The sequence below is a fragment of the Streptomyces odontomachicola genome (genome assembly GCF_039605595.1).
In the GTDB taxonomy this organism is placed as follows: Bacteria; Actinomycetota; Actinomycetes; order Streptomycetales; family Streptomycetaceae; genus Streptomyces.
On the sequence record NZ_JBCFOK010000013.1, the window covers coordinates 77,801 to 95,994 of the forward strand.

13 protein-coding genes are annotated in these 18,194 nt (G+C 69.9%); 6 read left to right on the forward strand and 7 right to left on the reverse strand.

Annotation, left to right across the window (positions count from 1 at the left end):
* Positions 1-121: 121 nt before the first annotated feature.
* Positions 122-2,389 carry a S9 family peptidase gene (locus ABEE00_RS23330; RefSeq protein ID WP_345747578.1) on the forward strand — a complete coding sequence of 756 codons (2,268 nt, stop codon included), beginning with the start codon at positions 122-124 and terminating at the stop codon, positions 2,387-2,389.
* Positions 2,390-2,477: 88 nt separating this feature from the next.
* On the opposite strand, the gene ABEE00_RS23335 is transcribed toward ABEE00_RS23330, so the two are convergent.
* The gene (locus ABEE00_RS23335; RefSeq protein ID WP_345747579.1) at positions 2,478-3,545 is read right to left on the reverse strand and encodes a hypothetical protein; all 1,068 of its coding nucleotides are present in this window, start codon (positions 3,543-3,545) and stop codon (positions 2,478-2,480) included.
* A 450-nt stretch (positions 3,546-3,995) separates the two neighbouring features.
* Between ABEE00_RS23335 and ABEE00_RS23340 the strand changes: the two genes are divergently transcribed.
* The 5 genes from ABEE00_RS23340 (at position 3,996) to ABEE00_RS23360 (ending at position 10,288) form a co-directional block, all read left to right on the forward strand.
* Complete coding sequence (locus tag ABEE00_RS23340; RefSeq protein WP_345747580.1) at positions 3,996-5,030, forward strand: ABC transporter permease; 1,035 nt, start codon at positions 3,996-3,998, stop codon at positions 5,028-5,030.
* Positions 5,031-5,115: 85 nt separating this feature from the next.
* Positions 5,116-6,915: an ABC transporter substrate-binding protein gene (locus tag ABEE00_RS23345; protein WP_345747581.1), complete on the forward strand. Its 1,800-nt coding sequence runs from the start codon at positions 5,116-5,118 to the stop codon at positions 6,913-6,915.
* Positions 6,916-7,047: 132 nt separating this feature from the next.
* The gene (locus tag ABEE00_RS23350; RefSeq protein ID WP_345747582.1) at positions 7,048-8,025 is read left to right on the forward strand and encodes an ABC transporter permease; all 978 of its coding nucleotides are present in this window, start codon (positions 7,048-7,050) and stop codon (positions 8,023-8,025) included.
* 16 nt (positions 8,026-8,041) lie between these two features.
* A complete protein-coding gene (locus tag ABEE00_RS23355; protein ID WP_345747583.1) occupies positions 8,042-9,115 on the forward strand; it encodes an ABC transporter ATP-binding protein in 1,074 nt (357 codons plus the stop codon).
* 24 nt (positions 9,116-9,139) lie between these two features.
* Positions 9,140-10,288, forward strand: coding sequence for an ABC transporter ATP-binding protein (locus tag ABEE00_RS23360; RefSeq protein ID WP_345747584.1), 1,149 nt, complete (start codon positions 9,140-9,142; stop codon positions 10,286-10,288).
* A 60-nt stretch (positions 10,289-10,348) separates the two neighbouring features.
* Here ABEE00_RS23360 and ABEE00_RS23365 read toward each other — a convergent pair whose 3' ends face one another.
* From ABEE00_RS23365 to typA, 6 genes are all read right to left on the reverse strand, one after another.
* Positions 10,349-11,515: an ABC transporter ATP-binding protein gene (locus ABEE00_RS23365; protein WP_345747585.1), complete on the reverse strand. Its 1,167-nt coding sequence runs from the start codon at positions 11,513-11,515 to the stop codon at positions 10,349-10,351.
* Positions 11,502-12,479, reverse strand: a complete 978-nt coding sequence (locus ABEE00_RS23370; protein WP_451918657.1) for an ABC transporter ATP-binding protein — start codon at positions 12,477-12,479, stop codon at positions 11,502-11,504. Before ABEE00_RS23370 ends, ABEE00_RS23365 begins: the two co-directional genes overlap by 14 nt.
* Positions 12,480-12,566: 87 nt before the next feature.
* Entirely contained in the window at positions 12,567-13,496 is a 930-nt protein-coding gene (locus tag ABEE00_RS23375) for an ABC transporter permease (protein ID WP_345747586.1), read from the reverse strand.
* Complete coding sequence (locus ABEE00_RS23380) at positions 13,489-14,412, reverse strand: ABC transporter permease (protein WP_345747587.1); 924 nt, start codon at positions 14,410-14,412, stop codon at positions 13,489-13,491. Before ABEE00_RS23380 ends, ABEE00_RS23375 begins: the two co-directional genes overlap by 8 nt.
* Complete coding sequence (locus ABEE00_RS23385; protein ID WP_345747588.1) at positions 14,412-16,016, reverse strand: peptide ABC transporter substrate-binding protein; 1,605 nt, start codon at positions 16,014-16,016, stop codon at positions 14,412-14,414. Before ABEE00_RS23385 ends, ABEE00_RS23380 begins: the two co-directional genes overlap by 1 nt.
* A 281-nt stretch (positions 16,017-16,297) precedes the next feature.
* A complete protein-coding gene (gene typA / locus ABEE00_RS23390) occupies positions 16,298-18,169 on the reverse strand; it encodes a translational GTPase TypA (RefSeq protein WP_345747589.1) in 1,872 nt (623 codons plus the stop codon).
* Positions 18,170-18,194 lie beyond the last annotated feature (25 nt).

Genomic DNA, 18,194 nt, shown 5'->3' on the forward strand with positions numbered 1-18,194 from the left:
GTGCACGGGAGCAGAGGAGGGGCGCATATTCGGTTCAAGCCACCTCGCGCGTCGGACGACGCCACCGGCGGACGGAACCTCGGCACCCCTGATGTCAGCGCACTGACCTACCCTCTGCCGCATGGCTACGACCTTCCCGCAGCAGTATGCCCGCACGCAGCGGTTCACCCTCGGCGCCCCCCGCGCCGTGACCGTGTCGCCCGACGGCGCACGGGCCGTCTTCCTCCGCTCCCGGGCCGGAGACGACCGCGGCACGATGCTGTGGGTACGCGAGACCGGCGCCCCCGACGGCGCCCCGGGGGACACCGGCGGTGAACGCGCCGACGGCGGCCGGGAGTTCGCAGCCGCCGACCCGCGGGAGCTGCTCGGCGGCGCCGAGGAGGACCTCTCGCCCGAGGAGCGGGCGCGCAGGGAGCGCGCCAGGGAGGGGGCGGGCGGCATCGTCGGATATGCCACCGACACGGCCGTGGAGTTGGCCTCCTTCGCCCTCTCCGGACGCCTGTTCGCGGCGGATCTGCGGACCGGCGAGGCGCGCGAGATCGGCGTGCACGGGCCCGTCGTGGACCCCCGCCCCTCGCCGGACGGGAGCCGCATCGCGTACGTCCACGAGGGCTCGCTCCGGGCCGTCGAGGCGGACGGCACCGGGGACCGCGCACTGGCCAGGCCCGATCAACCGGGCGTGACCTTCGGATTGGCTGAATTCATCGCTGCGGAGGAAATGGCACGCAGCCGTGGATTCTGGTGGTCACCGGACAGCCGGCAGGTGCTCGCCGCGCGCGCCGACGACTCCGCCGTACACCGCTGGTGGATCGCGGATCCGGCCAATCCCGACCAGGGGCCCACGGAGACCGCGTATCCGGCGGCCGGCACGCCGAACGCGGACGTGACCCTGCACCTGATCGACGCCGCGCCCCGCTCCGAGGACGAGGGCGAGGGCGAGGCCGGCGGCGAGTCCAAGGGGAGCGCTGACGGCAACACTTCGCGCAGGGCGATCATCTGGGACCGCATCCGCTATCCGTACCTGGCCCGCGTGCACTGGTCATCCGGCGGCCCGCCGCTGCTGCTCGTGCAGTCCAGGGACCAGCGCAGCCAGCTCGTGCTCGCGGTCGACACGGACAGCGGCACCACCACGCCGCTGCACGCCGAGGACGACCCGGACTGGCTGGAGCTGTTCCCCGGGGTGCCGGCCTGGACCCCCGACGGGCGGCTGGTGCGCATGGAGGACAAGGGCGGGGTGCGCTCCCTCGTCGTGGGCGACCGGGTGCTGACCACGGGTGCGCTCCATGTGCGCGGCGTGCTCGACGTGGGCGAGGAGGACGTGCTGTTCTCGGCGTCCCCCGGGGCCGAGGCGGAGGACGCGCCGGTGGGCGACATCGGGGTGTACCGCGCGCACTTCGCCGGCAGCGGCGACAAGGGCGGCTGGGAGCGGCTGGCCGTCGAGGACGCGCCGCACGTGGCCTCGGCTGCGCGCGGCGGCGACGTCCTGGCCCTCGCCACCAGCACGCTGGACTCCCCCGGCTCCCGCATCACGCTGCTGCGCCTGGACGGCGACGGCGGCTTGAGCGGCGGCACGACGCTGCCCTCGTACGCGCAGGAGCCCCGACTGACCGCGGCGCCGCGCCTGGTGCGCGCGGGCGAGCGGGAGATCCCGAGCGCGGTGCTGCTGCCGCGGGAGTACGAGGAGGGACAGGGCCCGCTGCCGGTGCTGCTCGACCCGTACGGGGGCCCGCACGGCGCCCGGGTGGTCGCGGCGCACAACGCGTATCTGACGTCCCAGTGGTTCGCCGACCAGGGCTTCGCCGTGGTGATCGCGGACGGCCGGGGCACCCCGGGGCGCTCGCCGGGCTGGGAGAAGGCGATCTCCCGCGACATGGCGCCGGTCGTGCTCCAGGACCAGGTGGACGCGCTGCACGCGCTGGCCGAGAGCTTTCCGCTGGATCTCGGGCGGGTGGGCATCCGCGGCTGGTCGTTCGGCGGCTATCTGGCGGCGCTGGCCGTGCTGCGGCGGCCCGACGTGTTCCACTCCGCGGTGGCGGGCGCGCCGGTCACCGACTGGCGGCTGTACGACACCCACTACACCGAGCGCTATTGCGGCACCCCCGCCGAGGACCCCGGGGTGTACGCGGACACCTCGCTGGTCACCGACGAGGGGCTGTCGGGCGCCGCGGAGCAGCACAGGCCGCTGATGCTGATCCACGGGCTCGCCGACGACAACGTGGCGGCGGCGCACACGCTGCGGCTCTCCTCCGCGCTGCTGGCCGAGGGCCGGCCGCACGAGGTGCTGCCGCTGTCCGGGGTGACCCACATGACCCCGCAGGAGCAGGTCGCGGAGAATCTGCTGCTGCTCCAGGTGGCCTTCCTGAAGCGGACGCTGGGGGTGCGGGACTGAGCGGCTGAGGGGCCGCGCGCCACCACGGGCCCCGGGCCTCAGAGCGACCGCGCACTCCACGCGTCGCCCGCGGACCCTCCGGCCGGCCTCACCAGTTGGCCGGCGGATTCGCGGGCGGCGGCGGGGCGTAGCCGGGGCCTGTGCCGGGGCCGTAGTCGCGGCGCAGGGTCGGCGGGCCGTCCTCGTCCGCGCCCTCGCCGCCGTCCCCGCCCTCGGCCTCCTGCCGCCGCTCGCCGGGCGAGAGGGCGCACAGCACGCCGACCGCCGCGCCGATCTCCAACACGGCGAGCGCGAGCCGAAGTTGCTCCTGCACACTTCGCTCGCCGAGTTCGTGGAAGAGCCCCATGCGGGCCGCGTACGAGAGGTAGAAGACGCCGAGCCCGGCGAGCAGCGCGCTGACCGCCATGCCCAGCGGCCGCGCGAAGGAGGCGCGGCCGGCGGCGGCGAAGGCGGCGGCGGCCGACAGCAGCGCGGCCGTCCAGGCGGCCCAGCTACCCGGCACCGACAGCAGCCCCACGAGCACGTCCTCCCCGGTCAGCGCCCTGCGGTAGAGGGCCCAGCCCTGGTCGAGCGCGGCGTGCGCCTCCCACGCGAGGAGCCCGGCCGCCGTGGCGCCCAGGAGCAGCGCGGCGAGCGGGCCGCCGCGCCGGGTGGGCAGCGCGGGCGGGGTGTCGTCCTCCCACGCGTAATACGGCACGGCCCCTCCCCCGGCCACGGGGCGGCGGCCGAGCGCGGCCGTGAGGACCAGGACGGCGCCGAGCACCACGGTGGTGATCACCGTGGCGAGGGCCCAGCTCTTGGTGGTGCTGTCGACGACCGTCATCCAGTCGGAGTTGAGGTTCCACAGGCTGGGGACGCGCAGCAGCACGGTGAGCACTCCCGTGCTCGCCAGCACCCCCGCGGCGGCCGAGGAGCGCGGGACGGTGACCGCGCAGACCGCGTACAGGATCACCAGCGTCGGCTCGACGAAGGAGGTGGCCCACAGGCCGTCGGTGGCGCGCGGCGGCATGCCGGACCAGGTCCACCACACGTCGACGACCTCGTCGGCCGCCACGAAGTCCCGGACGATCCAGCAGAGTCCGCAGACCGCGAGCACGGCCGTCGCGGCGGCGCCGAGCACGCGCGCGCCGCGGGTGAGTGTCTTGTCCTGGCCCATGGAACCCAGCCCTACCCGGGCAGGGCGGTACACAACAAGTTTCCGGGGCACACGTTACGAAACCGGGTCCGTTCGCAGCAGTGCGCGAGGAGTGAAGGCGGTGCGAGGGGCCACGGGGATCCGTACGGCGGAGGGGGCGGATGCCGTACGGAGTTCAGGCCGGGGACTCCGTATATCGGAGCCGCGACGGCCGAGTTGCGGGATTGTTAAGGCGTTTGTTGCCGTATTTTGCTGATATGTGCAGTTGTCTCGGACGCTGTCAAGCACGTACGAACCTCAATCTGCAAAACCTTCGCTCAAGATGCACAGCGACCGGACGGACCGCTCCCAACACCCCTTGACTGCGCGCTAATTCGCTTGCAAAAGTCCATCAACCCATTCACACAACGCACGCACCGCTGCCAACTCAGCGGGATCCGGCGAGAATTGAGCGCGGGGGCGTAAAAAGCGATGACCAGTGCATCCCAGGCTGCGGCTGCCGGGTCGGGCATACCCGACCCCGAGGAGACGGGCCTTCCGGCGTCGGGCGACGCCGGCCCCTCACACGTTGCCGGGCGGTCGCCGGGCAAGCTGATGTGGACCCGCTTCAAGCGCGACCGGGTCGGCGTGATCTCCGCCTGCGTCGTGGTTTTCTTCTTCGCGATCGCACTCCTCGCGCCGCTGATCTCCAAGCTGTACGGCAAGGACCCGTACACGCGATACGACGCCGTGATGCCCGGAATCCTGAACGAGAACGGCTATCCGGTGAAGCCGAACGGCGGCATCTCCAGCGACTTCTGGTTCGGCGTCGAGCCGACGACCGGCAAGGACGTCTTCACGCTGCTGATCTACGGCATGCGCACCTCGCTGAGCGTCGCCATCGCGGTCACGGTGCTGTCCGTCCTCACGGCCATCGTCATCGGGGTCACCGCCGGCTACCTCGGCGGCCGGACCGACTACTTCCTGGGCCGGTTCACGGACCTGATGATGTCCTTCCCGAACCAGCTCTTCTTCGTGGCCTTCGTCCCGGTCATCGGGGCGCTGTTCGTCGCCCCGACGGACGCGATGCCCACCTGGATGCGCGCCTGTGTGCTGATCTTCGTGATGTGGCTGCTGGGCTGGATGACCCTCGCGCGGCTGCTGCGCGGACAGGTCCTCTCGCTGCGCGAGCGGGAGTTCATCGAGGCCGCCAAGGTCACGGGCACCCCGCCCTGGCGCATCGTCCGCAGGGAACTGCTGCCGAACGTGGTCACGCCGATCCTCGTGCAGTCCACCTACATGCTGCCGAACTTCGTGACCGCCATCGCCGGTCTCTCGTTCCTCGGCGTCGGGTTCCAGGACCCCACGCCCGACTGGGGGCGGATGTTCGACATGGGCGCTCAGGTCTACCAGAGCGACATCACCTACATGTTCTTCCCGGGCGGCGCGATGGTGATCTTCATCGTGGCCTTCAACCTGCTCGGGGACTCGGTCAGGGACGCCTTCGACCCGAAGTCGGGTCGGTGACGACCGAGCGGAGGGGGGTGCTGCCACCCCGGCACCGCATCAGTCAGGCAGCGCAGTCCAAACGACAGGCAGGTGCAAGGACCTCATGAGCAGAGTCAGTATGCGCAGGACGCGCGCCTCCGTTGTGGCCCTCGCCGCGGGCGCGCTCGTGCTCTCGGCGTGCAGCAGCGGTGGCGGCGGGGGCGGCGCCGAGAGCGGCGTCGACCAGGCGGACGCCAAGAAGCAGCAGCTCCAGTTCGCCATGGGCGACGACGCGGCCTCCAAGGGGCCCGCGACCCCGGTCAAGGGCTCCCGCCAGGGCGGCTCGATCACCATGTACCAGCGGGACACCCCCGCGCACCTGGACCCCGCGCAGATCTACGTCAGCGACCAGGGCGCGATCTCCACGCTGATGACCCGTCGCCTCACCTCGTACAAGAAGGACGCCTCCGGGAAGTACACGGTGGTCGGCGACCTCGCGACCAACAGCGGCAAGTCCTCGGACGGCGGCAAGACCTGGACCTACAAGCTCAAGGACGGGGTCAAGTGGGAGGACGGTTCGCCGATCACCTCCACCGACCTGCGGCACACCTTCGAGCGGCAGTTCGCCGACTTCATCGGCGAGGGCCCGATCTACGTACAGCAGTGGCTGGCCGACACCTCGGGCACCAAGTACCGCCAGCTCCTCAAGGGCGGCCCGTACGGGGGCAAGCACCTGCCGAGCAGCCTGCTGGAGACCCCGGACAAGAAGACGATCAAGTTCCACTTCAAGTCCGCGCACCCCGACCTGCCGTACGCGCTCGGCATGGCCGGGTACGGCATCGTCCAGAAGTCGAAGGACACCAAGCAGAAGTACGACCAGAAGCCGTCGAGCTCGGGTCCGTACAAGGTCGCCTACTTCAAGCCGGGCAAGGGTATGAAGTTCGTCCGCAACAAGGAGTGGGACGCCAAGACCGACCCGGTCAGGCACCAGTTCGTGGACGCCTACAACGTGCAGTTCGGCGTCTCCTACGAGTCCACGACCAAGCGCCTGATGTCCGACAGCGGGCAGAACAAGACGGCCGCCACCTTCACCAACCAGGTGGACGCGTCCAGCATCCAGGCGGTGCTGAGCGACAAGAAGGTGAAGGAGCGCACGGTCGGCTCGTACCAGCCGTACGTGGCGCGGATCGTCTTCAACATGTCGCGCCTGAAGGACAAGAAGGTCCGTGAGGCCATCACCGCGGCGCTGCCCCCGAAGGCCCTCGTGCAGGCCATGGGCGGCAGCAGCGGCGGCGAGATCGCCAGCAACTACGTGAGCCCGACGGTCGCCGGCCACACCGAGTCCGACCCGTACGGCATGAAGAAGCACCCGCAGGGCGACGTCCCGAAGGCGAAGAAGCTGCTCAAGGAGGCCGGCAAGACCGGCATGAAGCTGACCTTCGCGCACCGCAACTCGCCGGAGTGGCAGAAGTTCTCCGCCGCGGCTTCCGACAACCTGCGCAAGGCGGGCTTCAACGTCCAGAGCAAGGACCTGGTCACCGACACCTACTACGACCAGATCTCCAAGGTGAAGAACACCTACGACATGTATGACGCCTCGTGGGGCGCCGACTGGCCGAGCGCGAGCACCGTCGTGCCGCCGACCCTGGACGGCCGCCAGATCCAGGACGGCTCCTCGAACTACGCGCACTACAACAACCCGAAGATGAACAAGGAGATGGACCGCATCTCCAAGATCACCAACAAGGAGGAGTCGGCCAAGGAGTGGGCCAAGCTCGCCGACAAGATCCAGCGGGAGGATCTGCCGGAAGCGCCGCTCATGTACTACAAGCAGCTCCAGCTCCACGGCTCCAAGATCGGCGGGGTCACGGTCAACGACGTGCTCAGCGCCATCGACCCGACCCAGCTGTACGTGAAGAAGTAACCCCGACGGGCCGCGCACCCGCGGCCGTCGAGGAGGCCCCGGCCTCCGCGGCGCCCCCTCGCCGGGCGCCGCGGAGGCGGGCGCAACCGGACCATCCCCGAATCCGCCGCCCCACGAGAGCAGCGTTCCGCCATGCTTCGCTTCCTGATCCGCCGGTCACTCGGCGCGCTGGTGATCCTGTTGATCATCAGCGCGGTCACCTTCTTCCTCTTCTACGCCATCCCCCGGGACCCGGCGGCGCTGGCCTGCGGCAAGAACTGCACGCCGGACGCGCTCGCGGTGATCCGCAAGAACCTCGGCACCGACAAGCCGATCCCGGTGCAGTACTGGCTGTTCATGGTCGGCATCTTCGCCGGCCGGGACTTCGCCATCGGGCACTGCCCGGCGCCCTGCTTCGGCTACTCCTTCGCCAACCAGCAGCCGGTCTGGGGCACCATCCAGGACCGCTTCCCGACCACCGTGTCGCTGGCGATCGGCGGCGCCGTGGTGTTCCTGATCGTGGGCCTCGGGGCCGGGATGATCGCCGCCTGGCGCAAGGGCACGATGACCGACAAGATCTTCAGCACCGGTTCTCTGGTGCTGAGTTCGATGCAGATCTACTTCATCGGCCCGCTGGTGCTGGCCCTGGTGGTCTACAACTGGAATCTGCTGGACCAGCCCAAATACGTGCCGATCACGCAGGATCCGACGGGCTGGTTCCTGGGGCTGCTGATCCCCTGGGTGGTGATCCAGATCATCTTCACCGCCAACTACACGCGTCTGTCCCGCTCCTCGCTGATCGAGCAGTTGCAGGAGGACCATGTCCGCACGGCGCGGGCCAAGGGCATGTCGGGGCGCACGGTGTTCTTCCGCTACGCGTGGCGCGGCTCGCTGATCCCGATCGTCACCATCCTCGGCGTGGACATGGGGTCGCTGCTGGGCGGCGCGATGATCACCGAGTGGACGTTCTCGCTGCCGGGGCTCGGACAGCTCGCCGTCGACTCCGTGAACAAGGGCGACCTGCCCATGGTGATGGGCGTGATGCTCTTCTCGGCGACCTTCATCGTGCTCTTCAACATCGTGGTGGACGCCTGCTACGCGTTCATCGACCCGCGCGTGCGCCTCGGCTAGGAGAACGGACCTTCCCATGACCACGACCACCAAGGAAGCGGACGTCCCGGCGCCCCGCGAGGGCTCGGCGGGGGACGCGTTCCTCTCGGTGCGCGATCTGTACGTGCACTTCTCCACCGAGGACGGCACCGTGAAGGCCGTCGACGGGCTCTCCTTCGACCTGGAGCGCGGCAGCACGCTCGGCATCGTCGGCGAGTCGGGCTCCGGCAAGTCGGTGACCAACCTGTCGATCCTGGGCCTGCACAACCCGCGCACCACCGACATCTCCGGCGAGATCCTGCTGGAGGGCCAGGAACTGACCGGGGCGCGGCAGAAGACCCTGGAGTCGCTGCGCGGCAACAAGATGGCGATGATCTTCCAGGACCCGCTGACCGCGCTCTCGCCGTACTACACGGTGGGCCGGCAGATCGCCGAGCCGTACCGCAAGCACACCGGCGCCTCCAAGCGCGACGCGCACCTGCGCGCCGTGGAGATGCTGGACAAGGTCGGCATCCCCAACCCGAAGATGCGGGTGAACGACTACCCGCACCAGTTCAGCGGCGGCATGCGGCAGCGCGCCATGATCGCGATGGCCCTGGTGTGCAACCCGGACCTGCTCATCGCCGACGAGCCGACCACCGCGCTCGATGTGACCGTGCAGGCGCAGATCCTCGACCTGCTCAAGGACCTCCAGCAGGAGTTCGGCTCGGCGATCATCTTCATCACCCACGACCTGGGCGTGATCGCCAACGTCGCCGACGACATCCTGGTGATGTACGGCGGCCGCGCGGTGGAGCGCGGCACGGTCGGCGAGGTGCTGCGGGCGCCCCAGCACCCGTACACCTGGGGCCTGTTGAGCTCCATGCCGCGGCTGGCCGGCGACGTCAACGAGGAGCTGACGCCCATCAAGGGCACTCCGCCCAGCCTCCTCGCGCCGCCTCCGGGCTGCCCCTTCCACCCGCGCTGCGGCTTCACGGGCGAGGTCGGGGGCGGGCTGTCCTGCTCGTCCGACCGTCCCGCGCTGCCCGCCGGCCGGGGCGCCGCGTGCCATCTGACGGCCGAGCAGAAACGCACCTTCTTCATCGAGCAGATCAAGCCCCGGCTGGGCTAGGAAGACCGAGGACCGATGAGCCCCATGAGCGACGAGCAGACGCTGAGCAAGGCGCAGGACTCCGCGCCGCGGTCCGGCGAGCCCCTGCTGACGGCCGAAGGACTGACCAAGCACTTCCCGATCATGGGCGGCTTCCCGTTCAAGCGGCAGGTCGGCGCCGTGCAGGCGGTGGACGGCATCGATCTGTCAGTGTACCCGGGCGAGAGCTTCGGGCTGGTCGGCGAGTCAGGATGCGGCAAGTCCACCACCGGCCGGCTGCTGACCCGGCTGCTGGAGCCGACCGGCGGCTCCATCGCGTACCGGGGTCAGGAGATCTCGCACGCGTCCAGGAAGCAGCTGGCGCCGATCCGCTCCGAGATCCAGATGATCTTCCAGGACCCGTACTCCTCGCTGAACCCGCGGCAGACCGTGGGCAGCATCATCGGCGGGCCGATGGAGGTCAACGGGATCAACCCGCCGGGCGGCAGGGAGGCGCGGATCCGCGAACTGCTGGAGACCGTCGGCCTCAACCCGGAGCACTACAACCGCTTCCCGCACGAGTTCAGCGGCGGCCAGCGGCAGCGCATCGGGGTGGCCCGCGCGCTGGCCCTGGAGCCGAAGATCATCATCGCGGACGAGCCGGTGTCGGCGCTGGACGTCTCCATCCAGGCGCAGGTGGTCAACCTGCTCCAGCACGTGCAGCGCGAACTCGGCATCGCCTTCGTGTTCATCGCGCACGACCTCGCCATCGTGCGGCACTTCTCGCAGCGGCTCGCGGTCATGTACCTCGGCAAGATCGTGGAGGTGGGCGACCGCGAGGACATCTACACCCGCCCCCGCCACCCGTACACCCACGCGCTGCTCTCCGCCGTGCCCGAGGCGGCCCTCGGCGACGAGGACGGCGAGGCCGGCCAGGGCCGCGGGCGCATCCGGCTGGCGGGCGACGTGCCCTCGCCGATCAACCCGCCGTCGGGCTGCCGCTTCCGTACGCGCTGCTGGAAGGCGCAGGACAAGTGCGCGTCCGAGGAGCCGCCGCTGGTGCAGATCCCGGGCAACCGCGCCGGGCACCGTACGGCCTGCCACTTCCCCGAGGAGGGCACCGTCACCGGCCGCACGCAGGACGTCGTGCTGGACGACGCGCTGCGCACCCTGGAGGCCGACGAGGAGCCGTCGCTCAACGGACAGGCGAAGTAGGGAAGAAGCAGGGAAGCAACGGCGTCGGGGCCCGGGCTCACGAGCCGCCGGGCCCCGCCCTCATGCCCCGGCCCCGCTCGGCGCGCCCCCGAGCCCCAGCCCGCTCGGCGCGTCCCCCGGGTCCTCCGAGGCGAAGTGGCAGGCCGAGGGGTGCCTGCCGGGTCCGGCCGCTTCGCCGAACGCCTCCGGCACCTGGAGCAGCGGCTCCTCCCTCGTACACCGGTCGGCCGCCTTCCAGCAGCGCGTACGGAAGCGGCAGCCGGAGGGCGGATGCGCGGGCGAGGGCACGTCGCCCTCCAGCACGATCCGGCCGCGGCCGGCGTCGGCGCCCGGATCGGGTACGGGGACGGCGGAGAGCAGCGCCTGGGTGTACGGGTGCGTGGCGTGCTCGTAGATCTGCTCGCCGGTCCCGGACTCGACGATCTTGCCGAGGTACATGACCGCGATCCGGTCGGAGATGTGCCGCACCACCGACAGGTCGTGCGCGATCACGATGTACGACAGGTGGAACTCGTCCTGCAACTCGGCCAGCAGGTTGACCACTTGGGCCTGTACGGAGACGTCGAGGGCCGACACCGGCTCGTCGGCGACGATGATCTCCGGGCGCAGCGCGAGCCCGCGCGCGATGCCGATCCGCTGCCGCTGGCCCCCGCTGAACTGGTGCGGATACCTGTTGGCGCTGTCCGGGTCGAGCCCGACGGTCTCCAGCAACTCCTTGACCCGGGTGCGCCGTTCGCCCTTCGGCGCGGCCTCCGGGTGGATGTCGAAGGGCTCCTGGACGATGTCGCCGACGGTCATGCGGGGATTGAGCGAGGTGTACGGGTCCTGGAACACCATCTGGATGTTGCGCCGCACCTCCTTCAGCGCCTTGCGCGAGAGCCGCGTGATGTCCTCGCCGCGGTAGAGGATCGCGCCCTCGGTGGGCTCCTCCAGGCTGGTGATCAGCTTCGCCACGGTGGACTTCCCGCAGCCCGACTCGCCGACCACGCCCAGCGTCTCGCCGCGGCGCAGCCCGAAGGACACCCCGTCCACCGCGTGCACGGCGCCGACCTGCCGCTTGACCACCACGCCCTGGGTGAGCGGGAAGTGCTTGACCAGATCGCGCACTTCGAGGACCGGTTCCCCTGCCGCGTACGAGGTCTCCGCGCGGGCCTTCGCCAGCAGCCCGCGGGCGATCCTCCCCTCCTCGCGGGCCTCCTTGCGGCCGCCCTGGTCACGGTGTGCCATCGAGCAGCTCCTTCCAGAAGTGGCATGCGCTGGACCGCCCCGGCCCGACCTCGTGCAGCGGCGGCTCCTCCTGGCGGCAGCGCTCCCTGGCCATCGGGCAGCGCGGGTGGAAGGAGCAGCCGTGCGGTACGGCGAGCGGGCTGGGCGGCATGCCCTTGATGGCGTGCAGGGCCTGGCCCCGACGGTCGAGACGGGGGACGGAATCCAGCAGTCCCTTTGTGTACGGATGCGCGGGTGCCGCATACAACTCCCGTACGGGGGCGTGCTCCACGATCCGGCCCGCGTACATCACCGCGATCCGGTCGGCCACGTCCGCGACCACGCCCAGGTCGTGGGTGATGAGGATCAGCCCCATCCGGTACTCCCGGCGCAGTTCGGCCAGCAGCTCCATCACCTGGGCCTGGACGGTCACGTCCAGCGCGGTGGTCGGCTCGTCCGCGATGATCAGCTCGGGCTCCAGGGCCAGCGCCGTGGCGATCATGATGCGCTGCCGCATGCCGCCGCTGAACTGGTGCGGGTAGTCGTCCACCCGGGAGCGCGCGGCGGGAATGCGTACGCGGTCCATGAGCTCGACCGCGCGCTCCCTGGCCTGCTTGCGGGTGGCGCCGCGGTGCACCCGGAACATCTCGCCGAGCTGATAGCCCACGGTCAGCACGGGGTTGAGGGCCGAGAGCGCGTCCTGGAAGATCATCGCCATCCGGTCGCCGCGGATCCTGCGCCGGCCCTCCTCGGGCAGCTTCAGCAGGTCGGTCCCGCGGAACAGGATCTCCCCCGAGGTGATCCGCCCGGGCGGGCTGTCCAGGATGCCCATCACGGCCTGGGCGGTCACCGACTTGCCGGACCCCGACTCCCCCAGCACCGCGAGGGTCTCGCCGGCGTCCACGCGGTAGCCGACCCCGTCCACGGCGCGCGCCGTGCCGTCCCGGGTTCCGAACTCCACGTGCAGGTCCCGCACTTCGAGCAGGGCGCCGGTCGACGGAGTGCCCTTGGGCGCCACAACGTCCTTCTCCTGTACGGGCTTTCGTACGGGCTCTTGCACGGGGCGCCTCCCTCAGCGCAGCTTCGGGTCGAGGGCGTCCCGCACGGCGTCGCCCAGCATGATGAAGGCCAGCACGGTGAGGCTCAGCGCGGCGGCGGGCCAGAGCAGGATGTGCGGCGCGTTGCGGAACTGCATGCCCTGCGAGGCGGCCGAGATGTCGGCGCCCCAGGACACGGTGGGCGGCTGGAGCCCCACGCCCAGGAAGCTGAGCGTGGCCTCCAGCGCGATGTACGTGCCGAGCGCGACGGTCGCGGTGACGATGACCGGGGCCACCGCGTTCGGCAGGATGTGCCGGAGCAGCACCCGCGAGTCCCCGGCGCCCAGCACCCGCGCGGCCTGCACGTAGTCGTGCTGCTTGGCGGTGATGACGGCGCCGCGCGCGATGCGGGCGATCTGCGGCCAGCCGAGCAGCACGATGAACGCGACGACCGTGCCGATGGAGCGGCTGCCGGTCATGGAGAGGAACACCAGGCCGCCCAGCACGATCGGGATGCCGAAGAAGATGTCGGTGACGCGCGAGAGCACCGCGTCCCACCAGCCGCCGAAGTAGCCGGCAGCGCCGCCCAGCACGCTGCCGAGCACCGCGACGCCCGCGGTCGCGCCGACGCCGACGGTCACCGAGGTCCGTGCCCCGTACACCACCCGCGTGTAGACGTCGCAGCCCTGCGCGTCGAAGCCGAACCAGTGGCCGGGCGCGGAGGGTTCGAGCGCGTTCCGGAGCTGGCAGCTCAGCGGGTCGCGGCTCGCGATCAGCGAGGGCCACAGCGAGATCAGCACCAGGAACAGGATGATCAGCGCCGCGCACAGGAACACCGGGTTGCGCCGCAGGTCGTGCCAGGCGTCCGAGGCGAGGCTGCGGGGCTTGGTTGCGGGCCGTACGCGGGTGGCGGTGCCGGAGCCCGGGGCCTCGGCCGGCTGTGTGCCGGTCTCCGTGTCAGTCATAGCGAATCCTCGGGTCCAGCACGGCGTACAGCAGGTCGACCAGCAGGTTGGCCAGCAGGAAGACGACCACCAGCACGGTCACGAAGCCGACCACCGTGGGCGAGTTCTGCTGCACGATGCCCTGCCAGAGCTGGAAGCCGACCCCGCGGATGTTGAAGATCCGCTCGGTGACCAGCGCCCCGGCCATCAGGTTCCCGACGTCGGTGCCGAGGAAGGTCACCACCGGGATCAGCGAGTTGCGCAGCAGGTGCCGCACCGTGGTCCGGCTGCGCGGCAGCCCCTTGGCCACGGCCGTGCGTACGTAGTCGGCGCGGGCGTTCTCCGCGATGGAGGTCCGCGTCAGCCGGGTCACGTACGCGAGCGAGACCAGGGCCAGCACCAGCCCCGGCACGATCAGTTCGGGCAGCGTCGCCGCAGGGGACACCGCGGGTCTGATCCACTCCAGCTTCACCCCGAGCACGAACTGGAACAGGGTGCCGGTGACGAACGTGGGGATCGAGATGACCAGCAGCGTGAACATCAGCACGCCGGTGTCCACGGGGCGGCCGCGGCGCAGGCCCGTCCACACGCCGAGGGTGATGCCGATGACGATCTCGAAGACGATCGCGACCAGCGCGAGCCGCGCGGTGATCGGGAAGGACAGCGCCAGCAGCTCCGAAACCGGCTGCCCGTTGAAGGAGTTGCCGAAGTCGCCGGTGAAGATGTTCCCGAGATAGAGCAGATACTGCAGCCACACCGGCTTGTCCAGGTTGAACTGCGCGCGCAGCGCCTGGGCGGTCGCCGGGTCCGGCTGGCGGTCGCCGAACATCGCGTTCACCGGGTCGCCGACCGCGTACACCATCACGAAGATGAGGAAGGTGGTCCCGATGAACACCGGGATCATCTGGAGCAGCCGCCGCGCGATATAACGCCCCATCAGTCCTCACCGACCCTGATGTCGGTGAACACCGGCACGGAGAACGGGTTGAGCCGCACGTCGTGCACCCGCTCCGAATAGCCCGCGTTGCCGTTCTGATACCAGAGGGGGATCGCCGGGAAGTCCCGCAGCACCTGGCGCTCGGCCTGCTGGAAGGTGCTGATGGCCTGCTTCTCGGGGGCCGAATTCGCCTTGTTCATCAGCGCGTCGACGCGCTTGTCGCCGTAGCCCGAGTCGTTGGAGGATCCCCCGCTGGAGAACAGCGGCTGGAGGAAGTTCTGGATGAGCGGGTAGTCCATCTGCCAGCCCGCCCTGAACATGCTGGTCATCCTGTTCCCCTGCACGTCCCCGCGGAATTCCCCGAAGGTCGGCACGGGATTCACGCTGCACGCGTCGCTGCGCCGCAGCGTGGCGTTGATGCTGTTGCACACCGCCTCCATCCAGAGCTGGTGCGACCCGGTGTCCACGTTCGAGGAGACGGTGACCTTGCCGCCGGGCAGCCCGCCGCCGCGCTTGATGAGCTTCCGCGCCTTGTCCGGGTGGTATTCGCAGATCTCGCCGCACATATGGGGTGCGTAGCCGCCGCGTTCGCGCAGGACCGGCGAGGTGTAGTCGCCCGCCGGCTTCCGCGTCCCGCTGTAGATGACCTTCGAGACCTCGTCCCGGTTGATCGCCATGGAGAGCCCGCGCCGCACCTGGAGCGCCTGCTTCCAGTCCTTCCTGTACATCGGGAAGGAGAGCGTCTGGAGAATGCCCGCCGGCTGGTTGATGTAGCGCCCCTCCAGATCCTTGGAGGCGTTCTTGAGCTGGGCGGCCGGCAGCTCGTCGATGATGTCGAGGTTGTCGGCCTGGAGATCCGTGTACGCGGTGTTCTGGTCGGTGTAGACGCGGAGTTCGACGCCCTTGTTCTTCGGCTTGTCCTCGCCCGCGTAGTACGGATTGCGGGACAGCTTCATCGCCTGCCCCTTGGCGTACGAGTCGACCTTGTAGGGCCCGTTGCCCACCGGCTTCTTCATCCAGTGCGCGTGGTCGGTGAAGAACACCTCGGGCAGCGGCGCGTACGCGCTGTAGCCGAGGGTCTGCGGCCACAGCGAGAACTTCTGCTTGAGCCGCACGGTGAAGCTGCGGGGCCCGGTCACTTTCAACCCCGACATCGTCTTCGCCTTCGGCTTCCCGCTCTCCGGGTGCACGTCCGCGTACCCCTCGATGTATTCGAAGAAGTACGAGGCGACCTGCTTGTTGGTGACCAGCGCTCCGTAATTCCAGGCGTCCACGAAGGACTTGGCGGTGACGGGGCTGCCGTCGGAGAACCTCCACCCCTTCTTCAGCTTCACCTTGAAGGTCCGCTGGTCCTCGGTGTCGACGCTCTCCGCGACCGCGTTCACGGCCTTGCCGGTCTCCGGGTCGTACCGCTTGAGCCCGCGGAAGGCCATGTCGAGCACCTTGCCGCCCTGCACCTCATTGGTGTTGGCGGGCTCGATGGGCTTCGGCGGATCCGTCCAGAAGGCACGCACCACACCGGGTTCGGTCTGCGCATACGGCCCCCCGCCGCCGCACCCGGCGACGAGCACGAGCCCCAGGCAACACGCCACCCGCCTCCACATGCGGCGCCTCCTTCGCCCGGGAACCCAGTAGAAGCACCACATAAGCCCCTTAAGCGACGGAATGCCACGAAGCACGCCGACCAACTCTCGCGCGGTGTGGGCGATCGGTCTGCCGGGCTACGCCCACCCAGGTGTGGGCAATCGTTCCGCGGGGCGGAACGGGTGGGCACACCGGAACCGCCAGCCGCGAGGCCAACGCCCCCACGCACCCAGCGCACGCGAAAGGGGCGCCCCACGAGGGGGCGCCCCTTCACACACGGCTCAGCTCATGGAGCCGACAATCACCGCTTAGCACGCGCAGCCGCACGCGCCCGCTCCTTGTGATCCAGATTCACCTTCCGAATCCGAATCACCTCGGGAGTGACCTCCATGCACTCGTCCTCCCGGCAGAACTCCAGCGACTGCTCGAGGGACAGCTTCCGCGGCGGCACGATCGACTCCGCGATCTCGGAGGTCGCCGACCGCATGTTGGTCAGCTTCTTCTCCTTGGTGATGTTCACGTCCATGTCGTCGGCGCGCGAGTTCTCACCGACGATCATGCCCTCGTACACCTCGGTGCCCGGCTCGACGAAGAGCGTGCCGCGCTCCTGCAGGTTGGTCATCGCGAACGCGGTCACCGAACCGGCGCGGTCGGCCACCAGCGAGCCGCTGTTGCGGGTGCGCAGGTCGCCGAACCACGGCTCGTGCCCCTCGAAGATCGAGTGCCCGATGCCGGTGCCCCGGGTCTCGGTCAGGAACTCCGTACGGAAGCCGATGAGGCCGCGGGCCGGGATGATGTACTCCATCTTGACCCAGCCGGAGCCGTGGTTGCTCATGGTCTCCATGCGGCCCTTGCGGCCGGCCATGAGCTGCGTGATCGCGCCCATGTACTCCTCCGGCGCGTCCACCGTCATGCGCTCGACCGGCTCGTGCACCTTGCCGTCGATCGTCTTGGTGACGACCTCCGGCTTGCCGACGGTCAGCTCGAAGCCCTCCCGGCGCATGGTCTCCACCAGGATGGCCAGCGCCAGCTCGCCGCGGCCCTGCACCTCCCAGGTGTCGGGGCGCTCGGTCGGCAGCACGCGGAGCGAGACGTTGCCGATCAGCTCGCGGTCCAGCCGGTCCTTGACCAGGCGCGCGGTGACCTTGTGGCCCTTGCCGCCCTTGCCGACCAGCGGCGAGTTGTTCGTACCGATCGTCATGGAGATCGCCGGCTCGTCCACCGTGATCAGCGGGAGCGCGACCGGGTTCTCCGGGTCGGCGAGGGTCTCGCCGATCATGATGTCGGGGATGCCCGCGACGGCGCAGATGTCACCGGGCCCGGCCTCCTCGGCGGGCTTGCGGGTCAGCGCGTCGGTCATCAGCAGCTCGGTGAGCCGGACGTTCTGCACGGTGCCGTCGCGCTTCATCCAGGCGACGGTCTGCCCCTTCTTGAGCTTGCCCGCCTTGACGCGCAGCAGCGCGATGCGGCCGAGGAAGTTGTCCGCGTCGAGGTTGGTGACGTGCGCCTGGAGCGGCGCGTCCTCCTCGTACGTCGGGGCCGGGACGGTCTCCAGGAGCGTGGTGAAGAACGGCTCCAGGTTGGTGCTGTCAGCGGGCGGCGTGCCGTCGGCCGGCTGCGTCAGCGAGGCGATGCCGTCGCGGGCGCAGGCGTAGACGATCGGGAACTCGATCTGGTCCTCGTCCGCGTCCAGGTCGAGGAACAGCTCGTAGGTGTCGTTGACGACCTCGTCGATGCGGGCGTCGGAGCGGTCCGTCTTGTTGATGCACAGGATGACGGGGAGCCGCGCGTCCAGCGCCTTGCGCAGCACGAACCTGGTCTGCGGCAGCGGGCCCTCGGACGCGTCCACCAGCAGCACGACGGCGTCCACCATCGACAGACCGCGCTCGACCTCGCCGCCGAAGTCGGCGTGGCCGGGGGTGTCGATGATGTTGATCGTGATCGGGTCGCCACCGTCCTTGGGGTGGTACTTGACCGCGGTGTTCTTGGCGAGAATGGTGATGCCCTTCTCGCGCTCCAGGTCGTTGGAGTCCATCACGCGGTCGTCGACCGACTCGAGCTGGTGCGCCCCGAAGGCGCCGCCCTGCCGGAGCATGGCGTCGACGAGGGTGGTCTTGCCGTGGTCGACGTGCGCGACCATGGCGACATTGCGGATGTCGTTGCGCGTGGGCATGGCTAGCTGCGCTTCTCCCGAACTA

Excerpts from the sequence above, each read along its gene's own strand:
- ABEE00_RS23330 (WP_345747578.1), top strand. The coding sequence starts at position 122 with ATGGCTACGACCTTCCCGCAGCAGTATGCCCGCACGCAGCGGTTCACC.
- ABEE00_RS23335 (WP_345747579.1), bottom strand. The coding sequence starts at position 3,545 with ATGGGCCAGGACAAGACACTCACCCGCGGCGCGCGCGTGCTCGGCGCC.
- ABEE00_RS23340 (WP_345747580.1), top strand. The coding sequence starts at position 3,996 with ATGACCAGTGCATCCCAGGCTGCGGCTGCCGGGTCGGGCATACCCGAC.
- ABEE00_RS23345 (WP_345747581.1), top strand. The coding sequence starts at position 5,116 with ATGAGCAGAGTCAGTATGCGCAGGACGCGCGCCTCCGTTGTGGCCCTC.
- ABEE00_RS23350 (WP_345747582.1), top strand. The coding sequence starts at position 7,048 with ATGCTTCGCTTCCTGATCCGCCGGTCACTCGGCGCGCTGGTGATCCTG.
- ABEE00_RS23355 (WP_345747583.1), top strand. The coding sequence starts at position 8,042 with ATGACCACGACCACCAAGGAAGCGGACGTCCCGGCGCCCCGCGAGGGC.
- ABEE00_RS23360 (WP_345747584.1), top strand. The coding sequence starts at position 9,140 with ATGAGCGACGAGCAGACGCTGAGCAAGGCGCAGGACTCCGCGCCGCGG.
- ABEE00_RS23365 (WP_345747585.1), bottom strand. The coding sequence starts at position 11,515 with ATGGCACACCGTGACCAGGGCGGCCGCAAGGAGGCCCGCGAGGAGGGG.
- ABEE00_RS23375 (WP_345747586.1), bottom strand. The coding sequence starts at position 13,496 with ATGACTGACACGGAGACCGGCACACAGCCGGCCGAGGCCCCGGGCTCC.
- ABEE00_RS23380 (WP_345747587.1), bottom strand. The coding sequence starts at position 14,412 with ATGGGGCGTTATATCGCGCGGCGGCTGCTCCAGATGATCCCGGTGTTC.
- ABEE00_RS23385 (WP_345747588.1), bottom strand. The coding sequence starts at position 16,016 with ATGTGGAGGCGGGTGGCGTGTTGCCTGGGGCTCGTGCTCGTCGCCGGG.
- typA (WP_345747589.1), bottom strand. The coding sequence starts at position 18,169 with ATGCCCACGCGCAACGACATCCGCAATGTCGCCATGGTCGCGCACGTC.